This is a genomic window from Nocardia sp. NPDC055029, assembly GCF_053608525.1.
This window is the reverse complement of record NZ_JBSGVQ010000023.1, coordinates 47,557-69,010: the sequence shown is the minus strand read 5'-3', so window position 1 is coordinate 69,010 and position 21,454 is coordinate 47,557. Positions and strand designations below refer to the sequence as shown.

20 protein-coding genes and 2 tRNA genes are annotated in these 21,454 nt (G+C 69.4%); 13 read left to right on the top strand and 9 right to left on the bottom strand.

Features of this window, described 5'->3' with window-relative positions; all coding sequences use genetic code 11:
* Positions 1 to 88: 88 nt before the first annotated feature.
* Positions 89 to 160 (top strand) — tRNA-Gln (locus ACWF9G_RS20370).
* Positions 161 to 188: 28 nt separating this feature from the next.
* Positions 189 to 261: transfer RNA gene (locus ACWF9G_RS20365), tRNA-Glu, on the top strand.
* A gap of 45 nt (positions 262 to 306) precedes the next feature.
* Here ACWF9G_RS20365 and ACWF9G_RS20360 read toward each other — a convergent pair.
* Positions 307 to 1,008 (bottom strand): IclR family transcriptional regulator, encoded by a 702-nt coding sequence (locus tag ACWF9G_RS20360; protein WP_378851355.1) that lies wholly within the window; start codon positions 1,006 to 1,008, stop codon positions 307 to 309.
* A 63-nt stretch (positions 1,009 to 1,071) separates the two neighbouring features.
* On the opposite strand from ACWF9G_RS20360, the gene leuC reads away from it, so the two are divergent.
* The 3 genes from leuC to ACWF9G_RS20345 all read left to right on the top strand — a co-directional run bounded on the left by leuC (position 1,072) and on the right by ACWF9G_RS20345 (position 3,953).
* Positions 1,072 to 2,496: a 3-isopropylmalate dehydratase large subunit gene (leuC, locus tag ACWF9G_RS20355; RefSeq protein ID WP_452517031.1), complete on the top strand. Its 1,425-nt coding sequence runs from the start codon at positions 1,072 to 1,074 to the stop codon at positions 2,494 to 2,496.
* 34 nt (positions 2,497 to 2,530) lie between these two features.
* On the top strand, positions 2,531 to 3,139 hold the full coding sequence (gene leuD / locus ACWF9G_RS20350; protein ID WP_189024488.1) for a 3-isopropylmalate dehydratase small subunit: 609 nt from the start codon (positions 2,531 to 2,533) through the stop codon (positions 3,137 to 3,139).
* 157 nt (positions 3,140 to 3,296) lie between these two features.
* Positions 3,297 to 3,953 carry an HU family DNA-binding protein gene (locus tag ACWF9G_RS20345; RefSeq protein ID WP_189024485.1) on the top strand — a complete coding sequence of 219 codons (657 nt, stop codon included), beginning with the start codon at positions 3,297 to 3,299 and terminating at the stop codon, positions 3,951 to 3,953.
* A 110-nt stretch (positions 3,954 to 4,063) separates the two neighbouring features.
* On the opposite strand, the gene ACWF9G_RS20340 is transcribed toward ACWF9G_RS20345, so the two are convergent.
* The 3 genes from ACWF9G_RS20340 to cofC all read right to left on the bottom strand — a co-directional run bounded on the left by ACWF9G_RS20340 (position 4,064) and on the right by cofC (position 7,925).
* Positions 4,064 to 4,984, bottom strand: coding sequence for an NUDIX hydrolase (locus ACWF9G_RS20340; protein WP_379304577.1), 921 nt, complete (start codon positions 4,982 to 4,984; stop codon positions 4,064 to 4,066).
* 20 nt (positions 4,985 to 5,004) lie between these two features.
* Complete coding sequence (locus tag ACWF9G_RS20335; RefSeq protein ID WP_379304579.1) at positions 5,005 to 7,161, bottom strand: RNA degradosome polyphosphate kinase; 2,157 nt, start codon at positions 7,159 to 7,161, stop codon at positions 5,005 to 5,007.
* Between the two features lie 83 nt (positions 7,162 to 7,244).
* A complete protein-coding gene (gene cofC, locus ACWF9G_RS20330) occupies positions 7,245 to 7,925 on the bottom strand; it encodes a 2-phospho-L-lactate guanylyltransferase (protein ID WP_379304581.1) in 681 nt (226 codons plus the stop codon).
* Positions 7,926 to 7,956: 31 nt separating this feature from the next.
* Here cofC and ACWF9G_RS20325 point away from each other — a divergent pair, with 31 nt between their 5' ends.
* On the top strand, positions 7,957 to 8,952 hold the full coding sequence (locus ACWF9G_RS20325) for an NAD(P)H-dependent glycerol-3-phosphate dehydrogenase (RefSeq protein WP_452517030.1): 996 nt from the start codon (positions 7,957 to 7,959) through the stop codon (positions 8,950 to 8,952).
* A gap of 43 nt (positions 8,953 to 8,995) precedes the next feature.
* On the top strand, positions 8,996 to 10,090 hold the full coding sequence (locus ACWF9G_RS20320; RefSeq protein WP_379304585.1) for a D-alanine--D-alanine ligase family protein: 1,095 nt from the start codon (positions 8,996 to 8,998) through the stop codon (positions 10,088 to 10,090).
* A gap of 1 nt (position 10,091) precedes the next feature.
* Here ACWF9G_RS20320 and ACWF9G_RS20315 read toward each other — a convergent pair whose 3' ends face one another.
* Entirely contained in the window at positions 10,092 to 10,922 is an 831-nt protein-coding gene (locus ACWF9G_RS20315) for a DUF3515 family protein (protein ID WP_452517028.1), read from the bottom strand.
* 95 nt (positions 10,923 to 11,017) lie between these two features.
* Between ACWF9G_RS20315 and ACWF9G_RS20310 the strand changes: the two genes are divergently transcribed.
* From ACWF9G_RS20310 to ACWF9G_RS20300, 3 genes are read left to right on the top strand one after another with little or no spacing between them, the layout of a single operon-like run.
* A complete protein-coding gene (locus ACWF9G_RS20310) occupies positions 11,018 to 12,022 on the top strand; it encodes a thiamine-phosphate kinase (protein WP_379304733.1) in 1,005 nt (334 codons plus the stop codon).
* A gap of 11 nt (positions 12,023 to 12,033) precedes the next feature.
* Positions 12,034 to 12,717, top strand: coding sequence for a uracil-DNA glycosylase (locus ACWF9G_RS20305; RefSeq protein ID WP_379304589.1), 684 nt, complete (start codon positions 12,034 to 12,036; stop codon positions 12,715 to 12,717).
* A gap of 49 nt (positions 12,718 to 12,766) precedes the next feature.
* Entirely contained in the window at positions 12,767 to 13,018 is a 252-nt protein-coding gene (locus ACWF9G_RS20300; RefSeq protein WP_378849454.1) for a hypothetical protein, read from the top strand.
* Between the two features lie 7 nt (positions 13,019 to 13,025).
* Here the strand turns inward: ACWF9G_RS20300 and ACWF9G_RS20295 are convergent, their stop codons facing one another.
* Entirely contained in the window at positions 13,026 to 13,814 is a 789-nt protein-coding gene (locus tag ACWF9G_RS20295) for an enoyl-CoA hydratase/isomerase family protein (RefSeq protein WP_379304591.1), read from the bottom strand.
* A gap of 268 nt (positions 13,815 to 14,082) precedes the next feature.
* Between ACWF9G_RS20295 and ACWF9G_RS20290 the strand changes: the two genes are divergently transcribed.
* A complete protein-coding gene (locus ACWF9G_RS20290; RefSeq protein ID WP_452517084.1) occupies positions 14,083 to 14,955 on the top strand; it encodes an arginase family protein in 873 nt (290 codons plus the stop codon).
* Positions 14,956 to 14,960: 5 nt separating this feature from the next.
* Here the strand turns inward: ACWF9G_RS20290 and ACWF9G_RS20285 are convergent, their stop codons facing one another.
* Together ACWF9G_RS20285 and rpmB are read right to left on the bottom strand one after the other, a co-directional pair.
* Positions 14,961 to 15,440 carry a GNAT family N-acetyltransferase gene (locus ACWF9G_RS20285; protein ID WP_379304593.1) on the bottom strand — a complete coding sequence of 160 codons (480 nt, stop codon included), beginning with the start codon at positions 15,438 to 15,440 and terminating at the stop codon, positions 14,961 to 14,963.
* A gap of 81 nt (positions 15,441 to 15,521) precedes the next feature.
* Positions 15,522 to 15,713, bottom strand: coding sequence for a 50S ribosomal protein L28 (rpmB, locus tag ACWF9G_RS20280; RefSeq protein WP_011210730.1), 192 nt, complete (start codon positions 15,711 to 15,713; stop codon positions 15,522 to 15,524).
* A gap of 264 nt (positions 15,714 to 15,977) precedes the next feature.
* Here rpmB and ACWF9G_RS20275 point away from each other — a divergent pair, with 264 nt between their 5' ends.
* On the top strand, positions 15,978 to 17,762 hold the full coding sequence (locus ACWF9G_RS20275; RefSeq protein WP_452517026.1) for a DAK2 domain-containing protein: 1,785 nt from the start codon (positions 15,978 to 15,980) through the stop codon (positions 17,760 to 17,762).
* Positions 17,762 to 20,026: an ATP-dependent DNA helicase RecG gene (gene recG / locus ACWF9G_RS20270; RefSeq protein WP_379304595.1), complete on the top strand. Its 2,265-nt coding sequence runs from the start codon at positions 17,762 to 17,764 to the stop codon at positions 20,024 to 20,026. Before ACWF9G_RS20275 ends, recG begins: the two co-directional genes overlap by 1 nt.
* A gap of 3 nt (positions 20,027 to 20,029) precedes the next feature.
* Here the strand turns inward: recG and ACWF9G_RS20265 are convergent, their stop codons facing one another.
* Positions 20,030 to 21,454, bottom strand: a complete 1,425-nt coding sequence (locus ACWF9G_RS20265) for a short-chain fatty acyl-CoA regulator family protein (RefSeq protein WP_189024468.1) — start codon at positions 21,452 to 21,454, stop codon at positions 20,030 to 20,032.

Below are 21,454 nucleotides of genomic sequence, written 5' to 3'. Positions count from 1 at the left end.
TGTTTGGTAATCTTCTCCTCGCCGCGGAACACGGCCTCGCAACACCGACAACCAGCCGGTGAGATGCCAGGCCGAGCGTTTCCATCCTTGGGGTATGGTGTAATTGGCAACACAGCTGATTCTGGTTCAGCCATTCTAGGTTCGAGTCCTGGTACCCCAGCAAGGTTTCACTTCGGTGAGATCGTCCTGGCCCCGTCGTCTAGCGGCCTAGGACGCCGCCCTCTCAAGGCGGTAGCGCGGGTTCAAATCCCGTCGGGGCTACAAAGAAAGACCCCCGGTCGAATTCGACCGGGGGTCTTCTTCGTTTTACAACCGCTTGTGCAGCGCCTCGGCGGCGGCGACCAGATCGGCGGCCCAGCGCGCGCCCGGTCGCCTGCCCATCCGGTCGATCGGACCCGAGACCGACACCGCGGCCACCACGAGGCCCGCCGTGTCGCGGACCGGCGCGGAGACGCTCGCCACGCCCTGTGCGCGTTCGGCGGCGCTCTGCGCCCACCCCCGCTTGCGGACCTCGGCCAGCGCGCGATCGCCGAACACCGCGTCGGCCAGGACGGTGCGCTGCAGTTCGGGATCGGCCCACGCCAGCAGCACCTTGGCCGCCGAGCCCGCGGTGAGCGGGAGCCGGGAGCCGACCGGCACGGTGTCGCGCAGGCCGACGGGCGGCTCCAGCGCGGCAACGCAGACGCGTGCGTGCCCGTCGCGGCAGTACAACTGGACACTCTCGCCGGTGATCTCCCGCAGACGGGGCAGAATGGACCCTGCGGCCTCCACCAGTGGATCGGCGGCCCCTGCGGACAGTTCGGTGAGCGCGGGGCCCGGACGCCACAGCCCGTTGCCGTCACGTGCCAGCAGCCGGTGCGTCTCCAGCCCGACCGCCAGCCGGTGCGCCGTGGCGCGGGGCAGGCCGGTGCGGGTGCACAGGTCGTTGAGACCGCATGGCTCGTCCGCGACGGCGTAGAGCACCGCCACGGCTTTGTCGAGGACACCGATACCGCTATGCTGTCTCATAGAACGATACTAACGTCTCATATGTTGAGATACCAAGTATGCCCGTCGAAAGGTGATCAAGCCATGGCCGAGCGCGCCAGCACACTGGCAGAGAAGGTGTGGGAACAGCACGTCGTCACTACCGGTGCCGGCGAAGGTTCCTCCCGTGAACCCGACCTGATCTACATCGATCTGCACCTCGTGCACGAGGTGACCAGCCCGCAGGCCTTCGACGGGCTCCGCGCGGCGGGCAGGCCGGTGCGCAGGCCTGATCTCACCATCGCCACCGAGGACCACAACGTCCCCACCACCGACATCGACAAGCCGATCGCCGACCCCGTCTCGCGCACCCAGGTGGAGACGCTGCGCCGCAACTGCGCCGAGTTCGGCGTCCGCCTGCACCCGATGGGCGATGTCGAGCAGGGCATCGTGCACGTGGTCGGCCCGCAGCTCGGCCTGACCCAGCCGGGCATGACCGTGGTGTGCGGCGACAGCCACACCTCCACCCACGGCGCGTTCGGCGCGCTGGCGATGGGCATCGGCACCAGCGAGGTCGAACACGTGCTGGCCACCCAGACGCTGTCGCTGCGCCCGTTCAAGACGATGGCCATCACCGTCGACGGCGAATTGGCGCCCGGCGTCACGAGCAAGGACCTGATCCTGGCCGTGATCGCCCAGATCGGCACCGGCGGCGGCCAGGGCTATGTGCTGGAGTACCGCGGCGAGGCGATCCGCAAGCTGTCGATGGAAGCGCGGATGACGATCTGCAACATGTCCATCGAGGCGGGCGCTCGCGCGGGCATGATCGCCCCGGACGAGGTGACCTACGAATTCCTCAGGGGCCGCCCGCACGCGCCGCAGGGCGCGGACTGGGACGCCGCGGTGGCCGCCTGGGAGGCGCTGAAGACCGACGAGGGCGCGGTTTTCGACGCCGAGGTCCATATCGACGCGAACAAGCTGACCCCGTTCGTCACCTGGGGCACCAACCCGGGCCAGGGCCTGCCGCTGGGCGCCGACGTGCCGGATCCGTCCCAGATCGCCGACGAGAACGAGCGCGACGCCGCCGAGAAGGCGTTGCGCTACATGGACCTGACGCCGGGAATGCCGCTGCGCGCGGTGAGCGTGGACACCGTATTCGTCGGTTCCTGCACCAACGGCCGGATCGAGGATTTGCGTGCCGTCGCCGATGTTTTGAAGGGACGCCACGTCGCCGACGGGGTGCGAATGCTGGTCGTACCCGGGTCGATGAAGGTGCGCGCGCAGGCGGAAAAAGAAGGACTCGGCGAGATTTTCACCGCCGCGGGCGCGGAATGGCGCCAGGCGGGCTGCTCGATGTGCCTCGGCATGAATCCCGATCAGCTCGAGCCGGGCCAGCGCTGCGCGTCCACCTCGAACCGCAATTTCGAAGGCAGGCAGGGCAAGGGTGGCCGTACCCACCTGGTCTCGCCGCTGGTGGCCGCCGCCACCGCGGTCCGCGGAACCCTGTCCTCGCCCGCCGATCTGGCCTGAGCGCCCCGACCACCACGATCGAAGGAGAATCGTTATGGAAGCCTTCACTGTTCACAAAGGCATCGGGGTCCCGCTGCGCCGGTCCAATGTCGACACCGACCAGATCATCCCCGCCGTTTACCTGAAGCGGGTGACCCGCACGGGTTTCGAGGACGGCTTGTTCGCCGGTTGGCGGGCCGATCCGGACTTCATTCTGAACACCGAGCCCTACCGTCACGGCAGTGTTCTGGTGGCCGGACCGGATTTCGGCACCGGTTCCTCGCGTGAGCACGCGGTGTGGGCGCTGTCGGACTACGGCTTTCGGGTGGTCATCTCGTCGCGTTTCGCCGACATCTTCCGTGGGAATGCGGGCAAGGGCGGCCTGTTGGCCGCGCAGATGTCACAGAACGATGTCGAAATGCTGTGGAAGCTGATGGAGGAACAGCCCGGCCTGGAATTGGTTGTCGACCTGACCGCGCGCACCGTGACGGCGGGAACCGTCGTGTTGCCGTTCGATATTGACGACTACACCAGGTGGCGTCTGCTGGAGGGTTTGGACGACATCGGCCTGACGTTGCGCCAGGCCGACGTCATCGGCGACTTCGAAAAGGGAAGGCCGTCATGGAAACCCGTGACGCTGCCGGAGCCTATTTCGCAAGCGTAATCACCACCGACGATTGGCGGCGCATCCCCTGGGGGCGGTAGCTGGACGTGTGCTAAACCACATGAATTTTGGCGTGGCACATAGACTCTTGCTCAAACTGGGTTTACCGTGGTACCTAGTCGGTCCGACGACGGGCCATTAGTCTGCGGAGGATTCAATGAACAAGGCGGAACTGATCGACGTTCTGACCGAAAAGTTGGGTACGGACAGGCGCACGGCTACTGCGGCTGTCGAGAACGTGGTCGACACCATCGTCCGTGCCGTGCACAAAGGTCAAAGCGTCACCATCACCGGATTCGGTGTGTTCGAACAGCGCAAGCGTGCCCCCAGGGTTGCCCGTAACCCGCGTACCGGTGAAACCGTGAAGGTGAAGGCGACTTCGGTGCCTGCCTTCCGGCCGGGCGCTCAGTTCAAGGCGGTGATCGCGGGCAAGCAGAAGCTGGCCGCGTCCGGCCCCGCCGTCAAGCGCGGCGTGAACGCCCCGGTGGCGGCGAAGAAGGCGGCAGCCAAGAAGACGGCGGCCAAGAAGACCGCCGCCAAGAAGGCGACGCCGTCGAAGGGTCCGGCCAAGACCACCGCCCGTAAGGCAGCCACCAAGGCACCCGCCGCCAAGAAGACCACGACGGCGGCAGCGAAGAAGACCACCGCCGCCAAGAAGACCACGGCGGCAAAGAAAGTGACCGCGGCCAAGAAGGCGCCGGCGAAGAAGGTCACGGCGGCCAAGAAGACCACCGCCGCCAAGACCACGGCCGCCAAGAAGGCCCCCGCGAAGAAGACTGCTGCGAAGAAGACAGCCACCCGTCGTGCTCGTTGATCCCGCCGCAGCGGGATCGGGTCGGGGAATGTGCACGTAGGCCGCATCACCCACCACTGGACCGAGAACGGCCCCGGGAAACCGGGGCCGTTTCGGCTGTTTGAGGGCGTTCAGGCGGTGACGATGCCCGTCGACAGCGAACGGTCCATATGGTCGGCGGCGACCAATCGGTCCCCGACGAACGACAATGCCCAGACGCTGCCCTTGCGATTGCGGGCAGGCGGCAGCGTGAGCTCGCTGCGCTGGGCGAGCCACTGCACCAGATCGGGAATCACCCCGCCCTGACTGCACACGACCGGGACACCCCGATCCGTTACCAAAGACAGAAATCGCTGCCGCGCGGCGCTTTTCGCTGAATCGTAACCTTGCTCGGAAAACATTGGCTCGCAATTGATTTCGGTGTTCAACTGTTCCGCCAACGGTGTCACGGTTTGGATACAGCGCAGCGGATCGGCCGAATGGATCTCGGATGCCCCGAACGCCAGCAGATTCGGCGTCAATGCCTTCGCCTGCTGCTCGCCGGCGGGCTCGAGCGGGCGCAACTCGTCGGGTCCGTCGAAGCGCGCGCGCTTGCCCGCCTTGGCATGGCGCACCAGCAGCACCGTGTTCGTCGTCGCGGGCAGCCGGGCGAACATCCGCACGACCTGACGGTCCATCGGATACGACAGCTGATCCATCACCTGGTCGAGCGGGAACCAGCGCAGCTGGTCGACTTCGGCGTTGACGGCGAACTCGCCCGCCGCGGCTTCGGCGGCCCAGTAGTCGACCCGCTTGAGCTGACGGTGGCCGGGGATCGGATAGGTGACGTGCCCGAGATAGCGCCCGAGCGTGCACGGCAGGCCGGTTTCCTCGCCGACCTCGCGGACCGCGGCGACGATCGGGGTCTCGCCGGGGTCGAGCTTGCCCTTGGGCAGCGACCAGTCGCCGTATTTGGGCCGGTGGATCACGGCGATTTCCGGCCCAGCGGCGCCGATGCGCCACAGGACCGCGCCCGCGGCATGGATGTTGGGCCGCACTCTGGGGTCACGCATCGGTTTCTGTACGCCCTTGCTCACGGCTGATCGGGACGACGCAGCCGCATGAGGAACTGCTGGTGGTCGCGCACCCCGCCGGCCTCGGCAGCGGTCGGGCTGGCCTGCCAGGTGCCGTCGGGACCGAGCACCCAGCAGCGGGTCATCGGGTCCAGCGCCGAATCGAACACCATGGCGAGCTGTTCGACCAGGCGCGGATCCTTCACCTGCACCATGACCTCCACGCGGCGGTCGAGGTTGCGGTGCATCATGTCGGCGCTGCCGATCCAGGTCTGTTCCTGCGCGCCGAACTCGATCACCCGGGAGTGCTCGAGGAAGCGGCCCAGAATCGAGCGCACCTCGATGTTCTCGCTCAGGCCCGCCACACCGGGGCGAAGGCCGCAGATGCCGCGCACCACGATCTGGACCGGAACCCCCGCCTGGGAGGCCCGGTACAGCGCGTCGATGATCTGCTCGTCGACGATCGCGTTGGCCTTGATCCGGATCCGCGCGCCGAGTCCCTGCCTGGCCAGTTCGATCTCGCGGTCGATCCGGTCGATGATGCCCGCCCGCACGCCGAGCGGGGCGACCATCAGATTGCGGTAGTCCTCCTTGCGGGAGTAACCGGTCAGCGAATTGAACAGGTCGGTCAGGTCGGCGCCGATTTCCGGTGCGGCCGTGAACAATCCGACGTCCTCGTACAGGCGCGCGGTCTTCGGGTTGTAGTTGCCGGTGCCGATGTGGCAGTAGCGGCGGATGGTCGAGCCCTCGCGGCGCACCACCAGGCAGGTCTTGCAGTGGGTCTTGAGGCCGATGAGGCCGTAGACGACGTGCACGCCCGCCTGTTCCAGTGCGCGCGCCCATTTGATGTTGGCCTGCTCGTCGAAGCGGGCCTTGATCTCGACCAGCGCGACGACCTGCTTGCCCGCCTCGGCGGCCTCGATCAGCGCGTTGATGATGGGCGAGTCACCGGAGGTGCGGTACAGCGTCTGCTTGATCGCGAGCACCTGCGGATCGGCCGCGGCCTGCTCGATGAAACGCTGCACGCTGGTGGAGAACGAGTCGTAGGGGTGGTGCACCAGCACGTCGCCCTCGCGCAGCGCGGCGAAGACGTTGCGCGGAGTCTCGCGCTCACCGAAGGCCGCCGGGGTGGCCGGGACATACGGCGCGTCCTTGAGATCGGGACGGTCGACGCCGTAGACCTGCCAGAGGCAGGACAGGTCGAGCAGTCCGGGAACCTGGATCACATCGGCGGGGTCGACCTCGAGCTCACGTAGTAGCAACTCCAGCATGTGCTCGGTCATGTCGTCGGAGACCTCGAGCCGCACCGGCTTACCGAAACGGCGGCGGGCGAGTTCGCGTTCCATCGCCTGCAGCAGGTCTTCGTCGCGGTCCTCGTCGACCTCGAAATCGGCGTTGCGGGTGATCCGGAACGAATGCGTCTCCACCACGGTCAGACCGGGGAACAGCAGATCGAGATGCGCGGCGATGAGGTCTTCCATCGGCAGGAACGCCGCGATCGCCGACGGCGCCGCGGTGCGCCGGACGCGGACGAACCGGTCGACGTTGTCGGGCACCTTCACGCGGGCGAAATGCTCACCGCCGGTGCCCGCGTCCTTCACCGTCACGGCGAGGTTGAGGCTCAGGCCGGAGATGTAGGGGAACGGGTGCGCCGGGTCGACGGCCAGCGGGGTGAGCACGGGGAACACCTGGTCGGTGAAGTAGCCCGAAAGGCGCTGCCGTTCATCGTCGTCGAGATCGGCCCAGCCGATGAGGTCGATGCCCTCGGTGGCCAGCGCCGGATCGACATCGTCGAGGAAGACGTTCGCGTGGCGCTCGGCGAGTTCCTGGGCGCGCGCGGTGATCATCTCCAGCTGTTCCGACGGTGAGCGGCCGTCGGCGGAGCGCACCGACAGACCGGTCTCGGCGCGACGTTTGAGCCCGGCGACACGGACCATGTAGAACTCGTCGAGGTTCGAGGCGAAAATCGCCAGGAACTTCGCGCGTTCGAGCAGCGGCAGCGAAGCGTCCTCGGCGAGAGCGAGCACCCGGGCGTTGAAGTCGAGCCAGCTCAGTTCGCGGTTGAGATAGCGATCCCGGGGCAATCGCTGCGAGGTGGTGTCACCGCCCGAGGCGATGGCGGCCGCAGGTGGCGGGGAAATCGGGGGCTGCTGCTTGATGGTTTCCGTGTCGCTCACGCATCAATCATCCCCTACATACCGGGCAGTCCGCAGCATGACACCGACCGGTTCGCCCGATGTGAACTGATTGCGGCGATCGGCTAGCACACGGTGCGAACGGGGTCACCGATCCGTGCGGGCAGCCCGAATTCGCGGAGCGTGATCGCGGTCCGCGGGCCGACCCCGAGCGTGCGGACGGTATCGAGGTCGGCGGGGGTGTCGACGTCGCAGCGCAGGCCGGGCCAGTGCCCGGAGAGGGGGTGCGCGCCGGCGTCGCGGTGGGCGCGGGCGGAGTCGGCGCCGAAACGTGGTGCCAGTGCGGCGGTGGTGTCACGGACCAGTAATGCCGCGGTGCCGGTGCCGGTGTGATCGATCACGACCGAGCGAATTCCGTCGGGCGCGACCGTGAGCAGGTCGGCGAGTTCGGCCGGGCGCAGGGCGGGGAGGTCGGCCTGCAGAGCCAGCAGATGGGCGGGGCCGTGCCGGTCGCGCACGTCGGCGGCACCGGCGGCCAGGGCCGTGTTGAGCGGATCGTCGGCGCCCACCGGCTCGTCGAGCACGTACGCGCCGAGCTCGCGGGCGCGGGCGGCCACGAGCGGATCGGGCGTGACGACGGTCAGCGACAACACCTCGGGCACGGCGGTCGCTGCCGCGACGGTGTCGGCGAACATGGCCAGCACGAGCTGCCCGCGCTGCTCGGGAGTCAGCACGTCGGCCAGCCTGCTCTTGGCCCGATCGATGTGCTTGACCGCCATCACGGCGTGCACGGTGTGCGGACGCATGGGGTCAATCCTTCCATGGCATATTGAGCTGATGACGAGGGCGGCGGTTATGGGTGCGGGGTCGTGGGGCACCGCGTTCGCGAAGGTGTTGGCAGAGGCGGGGACCGATGTCACGATCTGGGCCAGGCGAGCCGAGGTGGCGCAGGCGCTCGACACCGAGCATCGCAACCCGTTCTACCTGCCCGGCGTGCAGTTGCCGCCCGTGCGGGCTACCGACGATCACGGGGCCGCGCTCGCGGGCGCCGACCTGGTCGTGCTCGCCGTGCCGTCGCAGTCGCTGCGCGCGAATCTGGACCGGTGGAAGGGCGATATCGACCCCGACGCCACCCTGCTCAGTCTCGCCAAGGGCATCGAGACCGGCACGCTGCTGCGGATGAGTCAGGTGATCGCGGAGGTCACCGGGGCCGAGCCGGGACGCATCGCGGTGCTGTCGGGTCCGAACCTGGCCGGTGAGATCGCGCAATGTCAGCCCGCGGCGACGGTGATCGCGTGCACCGACACCGAGCGTGCCGGGGTGGCACAGCGGGCCTGCGCCACCGGGTATTTCCGGCCGTACACGAATACCGATGTGATCGGCTGCGAGATCGGTGGCGCGTGCAAGAACGTCATCGCGCTGGCCTGTGGCATCGCCTCGGGGATGGGGCTCGGCGACAACACCGTCGCCAGCCTGATCACCCGCGGGCTGGCCGAGGTCATCCGGCTCGGGGTCGCGCTCGGGGCGCAGCCGGTCACCCTGGCCGGGCTCGCCGGTGTCGGCGATCTCGTGGCTACCTGCACCTCGCCGCTGTCGCGCAACCGGTCCTTCGGCCATGTGCTCGGCGCGGGCGGGTCGATGCAGGCCGCGCAGGAAGCGACCAATGGGCAGGTCGCCGAAGGTGTGAAGTCGTGCACATCGGTGCGGTCCCTGGCCGCCGCGCATCAGGTGGAGATGCCGCTGACCGACGCGGTGCACCGGGTGTGCCACGAGGGCCTTTCGGTGCGTGAGGCGGTCGACAGTTTGCTCGGCAGGCGGATCAAACCCGAGTAGGGCGATAGCGCCGCGAACCGGGCAAACGGTTACGGTGACGTTCATGACGAACCGGATCAGGGTGGCCGTGGTTTTCGGCGGGCGCAGCAGCGAGCACGCCGTCTCGTGTGTGTCGGCGAGCAGTGTGCTGCGCAACCTCGATCCAGAACGCTACGAGGTGGTGCCGATCGGCATCACCGCCGACGGCGGCTGGGTGCTCGCCGAGGGCATCGGCGAACTCGCGCTCAGCCACGGTTCGCTGCCCGCGGTCGACGCGGCGGGCACCGCGCTCACCCTGGCCGCCGATCCCAGCCGCGCCGGTGCGCTGGTGGCGCTCGACGATCCCTCGGCCGCGCTGGGCCGGGTCGACGTGGTGTTCCCGATCCTGCACGGTCCGTTCGGCGAGGACGGGACCTTACAGGGCATGCTCGAGTTAGCCGGCGTCCCCTACGTGGGGGCGGGCGTGCTGGCCAGTGCCGCGGGCATGGACAAGGAGTTCACCAAGAAATTGCTGGCGGCCGAGGGGTTGCCCGTCGGCGTGCAGGTCGTGCTGCGGCCCGGTACCGCGACGCTGACCGAGGCGGAGCGGGCACGGATCGGACTGCCCGCGTTCGTGAAGCCGGCGCGCGGTGGGTCCTCGATCGGCATCACCAAGATCACCGGCTGGGCCGATCTCGACGCCGCGATCGCCGCGGCGCGCGAGCACGATCCGAAGGTGATCGTCGAAGCGGGCATCGTCGGCCGGGAAGTCGAGTGCGGCGTGCTGGAATTCGCCGACGGCCAGGTGCGGGCCAGCGTCGTCTCCGAGATCCGGATGCCCGACGCCGATGCCGCTGCCCCCGAGTTCTACGACTTCGCCACCAAGTACCTCGACGACGTGTGCGAATTCGATGTGCCCGCCAAGCTCGACGACGAGGTCGCCGACCAGATCCGCGAGCTGTCGGTGGCCGCGTTCCGCGCACTGGACTGCCAGGGGCTGGCGCGTGTCGACTTCTTCGTCACCGCGGACGGTCCGGTGATCAACGAGATCAACACCATGCCCGGGTTCACCCCGATCTCGCAGTACCCGCGGATGTGGGAAGCGACTGGGATCGACTACCCGGCGCTGGTGTCGACGCTGATCGAGACAGCCGTGGCGCGCGGCACCGGTTTGCGCTGAGTTACAGCTCGCCTGGATTCGGGGCGCGGGCAGGCAGATTCGCGGTGATGACGTCGGACACCGTGGTGATGGCGCCGGTTCCCGAGCCGTCGGGGACGGTCAGGGCGATGTAGGTTTCGCGGTCGACGGCGAACCAGGTGCCGACCTTGCCGACCTCGTCGCGGACCTGGAACCACTGCACGCCGTTGATCTCGGTCAGCGTGGACGCGCGGTTGAATTCCAGCGGTCGGTCGAGCCCGCAGCGCAGGACGATCGGTTCGCCGCCGTCGGGGTGCTGCCAGGCGCGGGTGGCGGGCGGCGCCGGTTCGGCGAGGGTGGACTTGGTGTAGTCGCCGAGGTCGGCGGGCAGGGCGGGGAGCAGGGCCTGGCAGGCGGGGCCGTCGGCGGCGGGGGCGGGGACCGGACCGAGGGGGAGGGGTTCGCGTTCGACAGGGGCGCGCAGGGCGAGGAAGGCAGCTGCGAGGACGCCGACGATCAGGACGATCGGCAGGGCGACGGCGGTGGCGATGAGCGCGGGGGAGTAGGGCGTCGACGTATCGTCGTCATCCGCATCCGCATCCGCATCCGCATCCGTATCCGGCTTCGCATCGGAATCGGCATCGGTGTCGGCCTCCGGCTTCGCGTCGGCGTCCCGCTTCGCACTCGCGTCGGGCTTCGCGTCGCTGTCGGCGGCACCGCTGTCGGTCGACGCGGTGCCCGCCGCCGAATCGGCGTCCGAGCCGGTCGTCGGCTTGCCGGTCGAGGACTCGGGCGCGGTGTCGGGGCCGTCGCCGGCCGGGGACGTGTTGTCCCGATCGTCTGCCGCTGTCGAGTCCGACGAATCCGCCGCCATAACCGTCCGGTCCTTTCCGTTGTGTCCGATCGCCTCCGAAAGGGTACCGTCGGGGCGATTTCGTCGGTCGTCAGCACAGTGGGAAGGGGCCGGTCATCAGCGAGGACAGCCGTCCGCAGACGGTGCGTGAGCTGGGTGAGTTCGCCTTGATCGACCGGATCAACGCGGGCAGGCAGCAGGCAGCGCACGTCCTGCTCGGACCCGGTGACGATGCCGCGCTGGTCGCCGCGCCCGACGGCCGGTTCGTGGTGAGCACCGACATGCTCGTCGAAGGCAGGCACTTCCGGCTCGACTGGTCGGCGCCCGAGGACATCGGCCGCAAGGCGATCGCCCAGAACGCCGCCGACATCGTGGCCATGGGCGCGCGTCCGACGGCGTTCGTGGTCGCGCTCGGCTGTCCGGCCGACACCCCGGTGCCGGTGGTGGAGGGCATCGCCGACGGCATGTGGGCCGAGGCGGGGCGCGCGGGCGGGTCGATCGCGGGCGGCGATCTGGTGCTCAGCGAACAGCTGGTCGTCTCGGTGACCGCGTTCGGCGACCTGGGCGGGCAGGCCGCGATCACCCGTGCGGGTGCCGAGGCGGGCGACATCGTCGCTGTCGCAGGCGAACTCGGCTGGTCCGGTGCGGGGCTTGCCGTATTGTCCGGCAGCGCAGACTCTTCCGATCCAGCCTTCGCGCATGCCCTTGCGACACATCGGGTTCCGCAGCCGCCGTATGGCGCCGTGCTGGACGTGGTCGGCGGCTCGGTCCCGAACGCGCTCACCGATGTCTCCGACGGATTGCTCGCCGACCTCGGTCATCTCGCCGCGGCCTCCGGGGTCGCCGTCGACGTGCACAGCGCGGCGCTGGCCGATCCCGAACTGACCGCGATCGCCCGCCTGCTCGATGCCGATGCGGCGCAATGGATTCTGGCCGGCGGCGAGGACCACGCCTTCGCGGGAACCTGGCCCGCCGGCACGGCGCTGCCGCCCGGCTGGCGGCCGATCGGGGTCGTCACCGCAGGCAGTGGCGTCACCGTGGACGGTGCGCGGCCCGCGGGCGGCACCGGCTGGGAATCGTTCCGTGGGGCGGACGCCACGCCCACCGGCCGGAAACGATAGGTTGTGCGGTCATGGGTGCCAAACCACTGTCGGAGATCATCGATCCGGGCTGGGCCCGGGCACTGGAACCGGTCGCCGACCGGATCAGCGAGATGGGCGAATTCCTGCGCGCGGAGAATGCCGCGGGTCGCGGCTATCTACCGTCCGGGGAGAACGTGCTGCGCGCGTTCCGGCGCCCGTTCGACGCGGTGCGCGTGCTGATCGTCGGCCAGGATCCCTACCCGACGCCGGGCCACGCCATGGGCCTGAGTTTCTCTGTCGCGCCGGATGTTTCGCCGGTGCCGCGCAGCCTGTCCAACATCTTCGCCGAGTACAGCAAGGACCTCGGCTTCGATACGCCGAGCTGCGGTGACCTGAGCCCGTGGTCGGATCAGGGTGTGCTGCTGCTGAACCGGGTGCTCACCGTCACCCCCGGCACCCCGGCCTCGCACCGCGGCAAGGGCTGGGAAGCGGTCACCGAGCAGGCCATCCGGGCGCTGGTCGCCCGGGACGAACCGCTGGTCGCCGTGCTGTGGGGCCGCGACGCGGGCTCGCTCAAACCCACCCTCACCGAGGCCGAGATCCCCTATATCGAATCGGCGCACCCCTCACCGCTGTCGGCTTCGCGGGGCTTCTTCGGTTCGCGACCCTTCTCCCGGGTCAACGAACTGCTCGACGAACTCGGCGCCGAACCAGTCGATTGGCGGCTGCCCTGACCCGGGGCGTCGCCCGCACCAGAAGAAAATGATGAAGGAGCACAACCGCATGCACATCACGACCGTTCGCGCTGCCGTCGCGACCGCCGCCGTCGCCGCCGCCCTCACCGCGGGCGCCGCCTCGGCCAACGCGGCCGGGCTCGCGCTCGAGCCCTACGACGAGCAGGCCGCGCCGGTGGCCACCAGCCAGATCGGTGAGGAATGGACCTCCACCGGCACCTCCACCATCTCCGCCGGCGTGAACGCGAAGGTGACCTGCCTGCTGCAGAACACCTTCAGCGCCCTCGGCGCAGCCTGCTGAGGCTGATTCAGTTCAGCCCGAGGTAATCGGGCTTGCGCTTGGCAACGAAGGCGTCGACGCCTTCGCGGCCGGTGCTGTTGTTCGCGGCGGCGGCGATGCTGTCGCGTTCGGCGTCGAGCTGCTGGTCCAGGGTCGCCGTTGGCGATTGGGCCAGCAGCTTTTTCATGGCCGAGTACGTGGCGCGGGGGCCGGTGACGAAACTCCGGGCGACGCGCAGGGCCTCGGCGCGGACCTCGTCGTCGGCGACGGTGCGGCTCAGGATGCCGAGGCGCACGGCTTCCTCGGCGCCGATCACGGCGTCGGTGAGCAGGATCTCCCTGGCACGGCTCGCGCCGACGATGCGGGGCAGCAGCCAGGACATGCCGCCGTCGGGGCTCAGGCCGATGCCAGGGTAGGCGGGGCGCAGCTTGGTCGACGGGCCACCGATGGCGATGTCGGCGGCGCACACCAGGCTCATGCCTGCGCCCGCGGCCCAGCCGTGCACCGAGGCGACGACGGGGACAGGGGTGGCGGCCAGGGCGCGCGCGAAGTCGTGCAGCTCGTCGGCCAGCTTGTACAGGTAGGCGCCGCGGTCGTCGGCACCGGCGAAGTGATGGACGTTGCCGCCCGCGCAGAAATTGGCGCCCGCACCGGTCAGCAGCACGGCGCCGACCTCGGAATCGAGCGAGCGCAGAGCTTCGGTGCCCTCATTGACCAGGTCGAAATTCATCGAGGTGCCCGCCGCGGCGGTGGCGATCGTCAGCTGCAGCACGCCGTCGACGAGGGTGACGGCGGTGACCGGTTCGGTGGTACTCATCTCGTCACCCTAGCGAGGGCCGCGGCACCACAACTGTTCGGGCAGCAGGGTGTGCAGGGTCGATGCGGCGGACGCCGGTTTTCGGCCACTGCGTGGCGTTGCTGTGCGGCCGAAGCGCGAACACGCCCGTGGCTACCGTCACACACCGAGTGATGCCAGACTGATCCGGTAGCGGAATCTCCGCCAATTCTCGGCTGAGCGGCATTGATGCCGAGTGCAGGATCGGACCGCCACCTTCGTTCGATCGGAGGCTCAGCGAGTGGGTGCGATGAGTGGGAGGCGCTGGGCGCTGCTGGGATCGCCGCTGGACTGCTCGGGGAGGGGTCGGGGCGAGGAACGAGGCCCCGATGCCCTGCGCGCGGCGGGGCTCGTCGACCGTCTGGGGATTGCGGACCGGGGCGATATGCATCCGCTCTTGACCGACGCGCGTCGCGACCCGGCGACGGGGATCGTCGGCTTCGCTCAGGTCCGCGACGCGTGCGAGGGGGTCCGGGACCGGGTCCGCGGCGAGCTCGCCGATGGGCTGCGGCCATTGGTGGTCGGCGGCGACTGCAGCTTCCTCGTCGGCGCGCTGGCGGGTGCCCGCCTCAGCATGGGCCGGGTTGGTCTGGCATTCTTCGACGGCCACCTCGACTCCCTGGACGGCAGCACCTCGCCGACCGGCGAGTGCGCCGACATGGACCTCGCCATCAGCTACGGGCACGGTCCCCCTGGAATCGTGGACCTCGCCGGTCCTCCACCCACCGTCAGCCCCCGCGATGTCATCGCCGTTGGCTACCGCCCCAGCGACGGCCTCGAAGAGCGTGTCGTCGACAAGCGCACCGTGAGAATCGCAGCGGACGAGCTGAGGCGGCGTGACGCGACCGCGGTCGGCGCCGACATTGCGCAGCGCGCCGATAAGATCGGCCGCTATTGGGTCCACCTCGACGTCGACGTCCTGGATGAGAAGGTCCTCACGGCGGTCACCTATCCCCAGGGCGGCGGTATCGACTACGAAACGCTCGCCCTGCTTCTCCGTCCAGCGCTCTCCGGTGCCGGGCTCATCGGTTTCAGCGTCGCCGACCTTGTGCCGCCCCTCGATGTCGACGGCACCGACACGAGGCGGCTCACTGCGTTCCTCGTCGAGATGCTCTCGCCCTGAACCACCTACGGATAGTCCACGGCCCGGCTGAGGCCGCGGCGCCACAACTGTTCGGGCAGCAGGGTGAACGGGTCGACCCGGCGGACGCCGGTGTCGGCGAAGCCGTGCCTGCGATAGAAGGCATGGGCGCGTGGATAGTCGCCGAACACCCACAGCGTGCACGGTGAACCCGGCGCGGCGGCGTCGATCAGGGCGTCGGCGACGCCGGTGCCGTGCCACGCCGCGCGGACGTAGAGGGCTTCCAGTTCGGTGTCGGTCGCGGCGGCGAAACCGATCAGCCGGTCACCGGCCAGCGCGATCGGCAGCCGGTGGGTCCCGTCGGTGCGGCGGCGTTCCCAGATGGCGGCGGAGCGTTCGAGGTCGAATCCGGCGAGCACATGCCCGGGGACGAGGGCGTCGTAGGCCTCGCGCCAGCTCGCGATGTGGCAGGCGGCCAGTGCGGTGACGCGCTCGCCGGTCAGTGCCTCGATCCGCCAGTCAGGCACCTCGGCCCCCATCGACGACAAAGCCCCGGATCACCCACGCGGGGTGCCGGGGCACTGTCGGCAGAATGTACGGGCTGAGAATCAGCCGCGAACGACCTTGCCCGCCTTCAGGCAGGAGGTGCACACGTTCATCCGGCGGGTGTTGCCAGGGGCAACCTGCGCACGCACGGTCTGGATGTTCGGGTTCCAGCGACGGTTGGTGCGCCGGTGCGAGTGCGAGACCGACTTCCCGAAACCGGGGCCCTTGGCGCAGACGTCGCAAACGGCAGCCATGTCGCGAGCTCCTTCATGTCATAAGCGGACAGCGGCGCACGTATGCCCGCTGAACCGGAAACTGATGTCGTCAAAATGCCTTGCCGACTTGCGTCGGCCAGCGCAGACCGGATGGGCCGCACGAGGCAACCCTGCAAGGGTAGCTGGCCGGGCCATGATCTTCCAAACCGGGTGTCCCGGTCGACACGCCGGGCACGGCCCGGATGCCGGGCCCGTCCACGGTCAGCATACCGCTGTCGGCCGCTGCCGCTAACCTGGCGTGCGATGCCCGGCGCGCGGGCACGTAGAACGGGGAGCGAGGTGGCGGTGTCGCACGTGCGGGAGGCGCTGGACGGCGCCGATCTTTTGGCTTGGGCCCGAACCTGCCGCACCGACCTGGAACTACGCCGCGCCGAGATCGACGCGCTCAATGTGTTCCCCATCGCCGACTCCGACACCGGAACGAACATGCTCGCCACCGTGCGGGCGGCGGTCGCCACCGCTGAGCGGGCCGTGTCAGGGGCCGCGGGTGATGGCCTGTCGGCACATCTGGTCGCGCAGGCGCTCGCGCGCGGAGCGACGATCGGTGCTCGGGGAAACTCCGGGATCATCCTGTCGCAGGTGCTGCGCGGCATCGCCGAGGCGGTCGTCGCGGGCCCGCTGACCGGTGAACGGTTGCGAACCGCGTTGCAGCGGGCTGCGGTGCTCGTGCGCACGGGACTGAGCGCCCCGGTCGAAGGCACGATCCTGACCGTCCTCGAGCGCGCCGCGGTCGCCGCCGCCGAATCGGCGGACCCCGCCCTTCCCACCGTGGCCCAATCGGCCGCCGACGGTGCCGCGCGTGCGCTGAACGAGACGCCCGCGCAACTGGGCGTCCTGCGCGCGGCCGGGGTGGTCGACGCCGGAGCACGGGGACTGCTCGTACTGCTCGACTGCCTCGTGGCCCAGATCTGCGGCGAGGCCCCCGCCAGGCACAGCTATACCCGCGATCACGAGGACGACGGGCCGCGGCGCCGAAGCAATGACGAACGCGCCGACGGTGACCGCGGCGGCGACGTCGACCACCGCGAACAATCCTCCGACCCCCACTTCGAGGTCATGTACGTGATCGCGCAGGCCGACGAGACGGCCGCGGGCACCTTGCGCGACCGCCTCGCCGTCCTCGGCGATTCGGTGGTCGTTGTCGGCGACGGTGACCACACCTGGTCGGCCCACGTGCACTGCCGCGACGCGGGCGCGGCGATCGAAGCCGGACTCGCGATCGGCACCGTCACCGGCATCCGCATCGAGAGTTTCGCGGTGACAGCGCCCCACGGCGCGAGCCACGAGGACCACCGGGACCGCGCCGCCGCCGGTCCGCACGGCAACGGCCACCGGGATGTCGCGGTACCGGCCCAGCGGCCAAGCGGTCTCGCCGACCGCGGCATCCTCGCCGTGGCGTCCGGTGCGGCGGCCGCGCGCCTGTTCGAAGACGCGGGCGCGGTGGTGCTGCACGGCGACCGGCAGCTCGACACCACCGCGCTGCTGACCGCGATCCGCGCGATGCCGCACCGGGAAGTCCTGGTCCTGCCCAACGGCGCCCTGCCCGCGCAGGAGCTCGTCGCCGCCGGTGTCGCCGCCCGCGACGGGTCACGTGACGTCCTGCTGCTGCCGAGCGCATCGATGGTGCAGGGCCTGGCCGCGCTGGCGGTCCATGATCGCGGGCGGATCGCGGTCGACGACGCGTTCGCGATGTCGGAGGCGGCGGCGACCACGCGATGGGGTGCGCTGCGGGCGGCCAGGGTGCGCGCCTTGACCATGGTCGGAATGTGTTCGCCCGGCGACGGACTCGGCCTCGTCGGGCACGACGTGGTGGTGATCGACCCGGATGTGGTCGGCGCGGGCCGCATCCTGCTGGATCGAATGCTCGGTCTCGGTGGCGAATTGGTGACACTGCTGATGGGTGCCGACGCGGGCCCCGAACTGGGTGCGGTCCTGGCCGATCACGTGACGGCCGGTTTCCCCGGTGTCGAGGTCGTGGTGTATTCCGGTGGGCAGCAAGCGGATCTGGTGCAGATAGGGGTCGAGTGATGGCGACGTTGAGTGACCGGCTCGACCACGTGCTTGGCGTGAAGGCGGCCGACCGGCTGACCGAGGCTTTCGACATGACCACGGTCGAGGACCTGCTGCGCCACTATCCGGCGCGCTACGCCACCCAGGGGCAGCCGCTCACCGAGGAGGAACCGGAGGAGAGCGCGCACATCACCGTCATCGGCCGGATCACCAAAACCGAACTGCGCCCGATGAAGAACCGGCGCGGCTCGCTGCTGAAGGTGCAGCTCGACACCGGCGCCGCGCGCCCGATCGAGGCCACCTTCTTCAACGGCGACAAGGTGCGCTACCTGGTGAAAGAGGGTGTGCGGGCGATGATGTCGGGCACCGTGCACTGGTGGCGCCCCGACCGCTGGAACCTCTCGCACCCGGACTATCTGATCCTGCCAGACAAGGCCGAGGCCGGCGTCGAGGAACTGACCTCCGTGCGCGGCAGCGGAGCGCTGCGCGGTCTGGCGCAGAGCGCGAAAGGCGCGGGGGGAGTGGACGCGGCGTTCTTCGAGCGCGAGTTCGTGCCGGTCTATCCGGCGACCGCGAAGGTGCAGAGCTGGGACCTGCTGGCCTGCATCCGCCAGGTGCTCGACCAGCTCGACCCGATCGATGACCCGCTGCCCGCCGACCTGCGCGAGGAACGCAACCTCCTCGAGGTGTCCGCCGCGCTTCGCTTGATCCATCTGCCCGAGCACAAGCTCGACATCGAGAAGGCGAGGGACCGGCTGCGTTTCGACGAAGCACTGGCGCTGCAACTGGTGCTGGCCGAACGCAGGCACGAGGTCGAGGGCCGCACCGCCCCCGCCTGCCCGCCGAGCTCCGACGGCATCGCCGCCGCCTTCGACGACCGGCTGCCGTTCGAACTGACCGAGGGTCAGCAGCAGGTGATCGACGAGATCTCCGCCGACCTGTCGCGCACCCGCCCGATGCACCGCCTGCTGCAGGGCGAGGTGGGTTCGGGCAAGACGATCGTCGCGCTGCACGCGATGCTGCAGGTGGTCGACTCCGGACGTCAGTGTGCGCTGCTCGCGCCGACCGAAGTCCTTGCCGCCCAGCACTATCGGTCGCTGCGCGCGATGCTCGGCGACCTCGGCACCGCCGGGGAGCTCGGGGCGGCCGAGCAGTCCACCAAGGTGGTGCTGCTGACCGGATCGATGACGGCGGCGGCGAAGAAGACGGCGCTGCTGGACGCGATGACCGGCGAGGCGGGCATCGTCATCGGCACCCACGCGCTCATCCAGGACGCGGTCGAGTTCTTCGACCTCGGCCTCGTGGTCGTCGACGAACAGCACCGTTTCGGCGTAGAACAGCGAGACGCGCTGCGGGCCAAGGCGAAAGGCGGCATCAGTCCGCATCTGCTCGTCATGACCGCGACCCCCATCCCGCGCACCATCGCGATGACCACCCTCGGCGACCTGGAGACCTCCACCCTCACCCAGCTGCCGCGCGGCCGCTCGCCGATCGTGTCGAAAGTCGTTCCGCGCAAACTGCATCCGGGCTGGGTCGAGCGCGCGTGGGAGCGCATCCTCGAGGAAGTCGGTGCGGGCAGGCAGGCGTACGTGGTGTGCTCGCGCATCGGCGAGGACCCCGAGGCCCCACCGGCCAAGGGCAAGAAATCGGCGGAGGAGAAGGAAGGGCCGACCACCCAGGCGGCGGTCGACATGTACGAGACGCTGAGCGCGGGACCGCTGGCCGGAGTCCGGGTCGGCCTGCTGCACGGCAGGCTGCCCGCCGACGAGAAGGACCAGGTGATGCGGCAGTTCAACGACGGCGCCATCGATGTCCTGGTCTGCACCACGGTCGTCGAGGTCGGTGTCGACGTGCCGAACGCGACGGTGATGGTGATCGTCGACGCCGACCGGTTCGGCGTCAGTCAGCTGCATCAGCTGCGCGGCCGGATCGGCCGTGGCAAGCACCCCGGCCTGTGCCTGCTCGTCACCGACGCCGCCCCGGGCGGGACGGCGATGGCCCGGCTGGAGGCGGTCGCCGCGACCACCGACGGCTTCGAACTCTCGGTGCTCGACCTGCGCCAGCGCCGCGAGGGTGACGTGCTCGGCGCCGCCCAATCCGGCACCGCCCGCTCGCTGAGACTGCTGTCGTTGCTCGACGACCTCGAGGTGATCACCGCGGCCCAGGAGCTGGCCAGGCAGGTCGTCGCCGACGATCCCGGCCTGGTGAAACACCCCGGCCTGGCGGGCATGATGGACGCCGCCGTCGACGGCGAACGCATCGAATACCTCGCGAAGTCCTGACGCTCAGCGCGGCAGGCGCGGATACGGCAGATCGGTGCTGGTGTGCTCGGCCACCGCCAGCGGCCGCCCGATCTGCGGAAACGCGCGCTGCGGGCACGAGGGCCGCTCGCACACCTTGCAGCCCGCCCCGATCGGGACCGCCACCTGCGGGTCGTCGAGCTGCAGACCCTGGGAGTACACCAGCCGGTCGGCGTATTCGATATCGCAGCCGAGTCCGATGACGAAGTTCTTCGACGCCGCCCCGAACCCCTGGGGGCTGGCCGGGGTTGTGCGGGCGATCCACAGGTAGCGGCGTCCGTCGGGCATCTCCGAGATCTGGGTGAGGATCCGGCCCGGATGCGCGAACGCCTCGTGGGTGACCCACAGCGGGCAGCTGCCGCCCACCCGGGAGAAATGGAACGCGGTGGCGGACTGGCGTTTCGAGATGTTGCCCGCCCGGTCCGTACGGACCAGGAAGAACGGGACACCACGCTGACCCTGGCGTTGCAGGGTGCTGAGCCGGTGGCAGACCGTCTCGAAACCGACCTCGAACCGCAGGGCGAGCAGGTCGGCGTCGTAGCGCAATTCCTCGGCCGACCGGAGGAACCGCCCGTAGGGCAGGATCAGCGCGCCCGCGAAGTAGTTGGCCAGCCCCACCCTGGCCAGGGTGCGGGATTCGCCGGTGAGCCCCCTGGACTCGGCGAGCACATTGTCGATCTCGCGACCGTAGAGCAGCAGGCCGAGGGTGGTGGCGATCTGGAAGGCACGCTGGCCGGGACGCAGCCGCCTGGCGAGGGTGAGTGTGCGGGTGTCGGGGTCGTAATGGCGTTTCGGGATGGTCGGGTCGGCGCCGTCGCCGCGGACCAGCACGGTGACGCCGGCGCGTTCCTCGGCGATCCTGGCCAGCTGGCGATCCAGCGAGCCGATGCTGAGGCCGGATTCCTCGAACAGTTGCTCGGCCGCGTGATCGAGGGTGGAGATGTGGTTGCGGTGGTCGTAGAAGAAGTCCCGCACGTCCTCGTACGGCATGGGGGTGCCCGGCGCGCCGCTGGGCGTGTCGACCCGTGACGACAGCAGATCGAGCTGATCGGTGGCCGCGCGCAACCTTCGGTGCATGGCGATGACGATCCGCGCGACCTCGGGGAGCCGGGTCGCGAGTTCCTCGACCTCGGTGATCGGCGCGGTGTCGCCGCCCCCCGCGGCTTCGACGAGCACCTCGTGCAGATCCGAGACCAGGCGCGCGTCGGAGTCGGCGGCGAAGAACTGCACGTCCAGATCGAAGGTCGAGTTCAGTTTCAGCAGAACGGGAATGGTGAGCGGGCGCTGATCGCGCTCGAGCTGATTGAGATAGCTGGGGGAGAGATCCAGCGATTTCGCGAGCGCCGCCTGAGTCATCCGTCGTTCTTCACGCAGCCGTCGTAGCCTGGCCCCCGCGTACATCTTCCGCAC

Coding starts and splice junctions, on each gene's coding strand:
- ACWF9G_RS20360 (WP_378851355.1), bottom strand. CDS start 1,008: ATGAGACAGCATAGCGGTATCGGTGTCCTCGACAAAGCCGTGGCGGTG.
- leuC (WP_452517031.1), top strand. CDS start 1,072: ATGGCCGAGCGCGCCAGCACACTGGCAGAGAAGGTGTGGGAACAGCAC.
- leuD (WP_189024488.1), top strand. CDS start 2,531: ATGGAAGCCTTCACTGTTCACAAAGGCATCGGGGTCCCGCTGCGCCGG.
- ACWF9G_RS20345 (WP_189024485.1), top strand. CDS start 3,297: ATGAACAAGGCGGAACTGATCGACGTTCTGACCGAAAAGTTGGGTACG.
- ACWF9G_RS20340 (WP_379304577.1), bottom strand. CDS start 4,984: ATGCGTGACCCCAGAGTGCGGCCCAACATCCATGCCGCGGGCGCGGTC.
- cofC (WP_379304581.1), bottom strand. CDS start 7,925: ATGCGTCCGCACACCGTGCACGCCGTGATGGCGGTCAAGCACATCGAT.
- ACWF9G_RS20325 (WP_452517030.1), top strand. CDS start 7,957: ATGACGAGGGCGGCGGTTATGGGTGCGGGGTCGTGGGGCACCGCGTTC.
- ACWF9G_RS20320 (WP_379304585.1), top strand. CDS start 8,996: ATGACGAACCGGATCAGGGTGGCCGTGGTTTTCGGCGGGCGCAGCAGC.
- ACWF9G_RS20315 (WP_452517028.1), bottom strand. CDS start 10,922: ATGGCGGCGGATTCGTCGGACTCGACAGCGGCAGACGATCGGGACAAC.
- ACWF9G_RS20305 (WP_379304589.1), top strand. CDS start 12,034: ATGGGTGCCAAACCACTGTCGGAGATCATCGATCCGGGCTGGGCCCGG.
- ACWF9G_RS20300 (WP_378849454.1), top strand. CDS start 12,767: ATGCACATCACGACCGTTCGCGCTGCCGTCGCGACCGCCGCCGTCGCC.
- ACWF9G_RS20295 (WP_379304591.1), bottom strand. CDS start 13,814: ATGAGTACCACCGAACCGGTCACCGCCGTCACCCTCGTCGACGGCGTG.
- ACWF9G_RS20290 (WP_452517084.1), top strand. CDS start 14,083: ATGAGTGGGAGGCGCTGGGCGCTGCTGGGATCGCCGCTGGACTGCTCG.
- rpmB (WP_011210730.1), bottom strand. CDS start 15,713: ATGGCTGCCGTTTGCGACGTCTGCGCCAAGGGCCCCGGTTTCGGGAAG.
- ACWF9G_RS20275 (WP_452517026.1), top strand. CDS start 15,978: ATGCCCGGCGCGCGGGCACGTAGAACGGGGAGCGAGGTGGCGGTGTCG.
- recG (WP_379304595.1), top strand. CDS start 17,762: ATGGCGACGTTGAGTGACCGGCTCGACCACGTGCTTGGCGTGAAGGCG.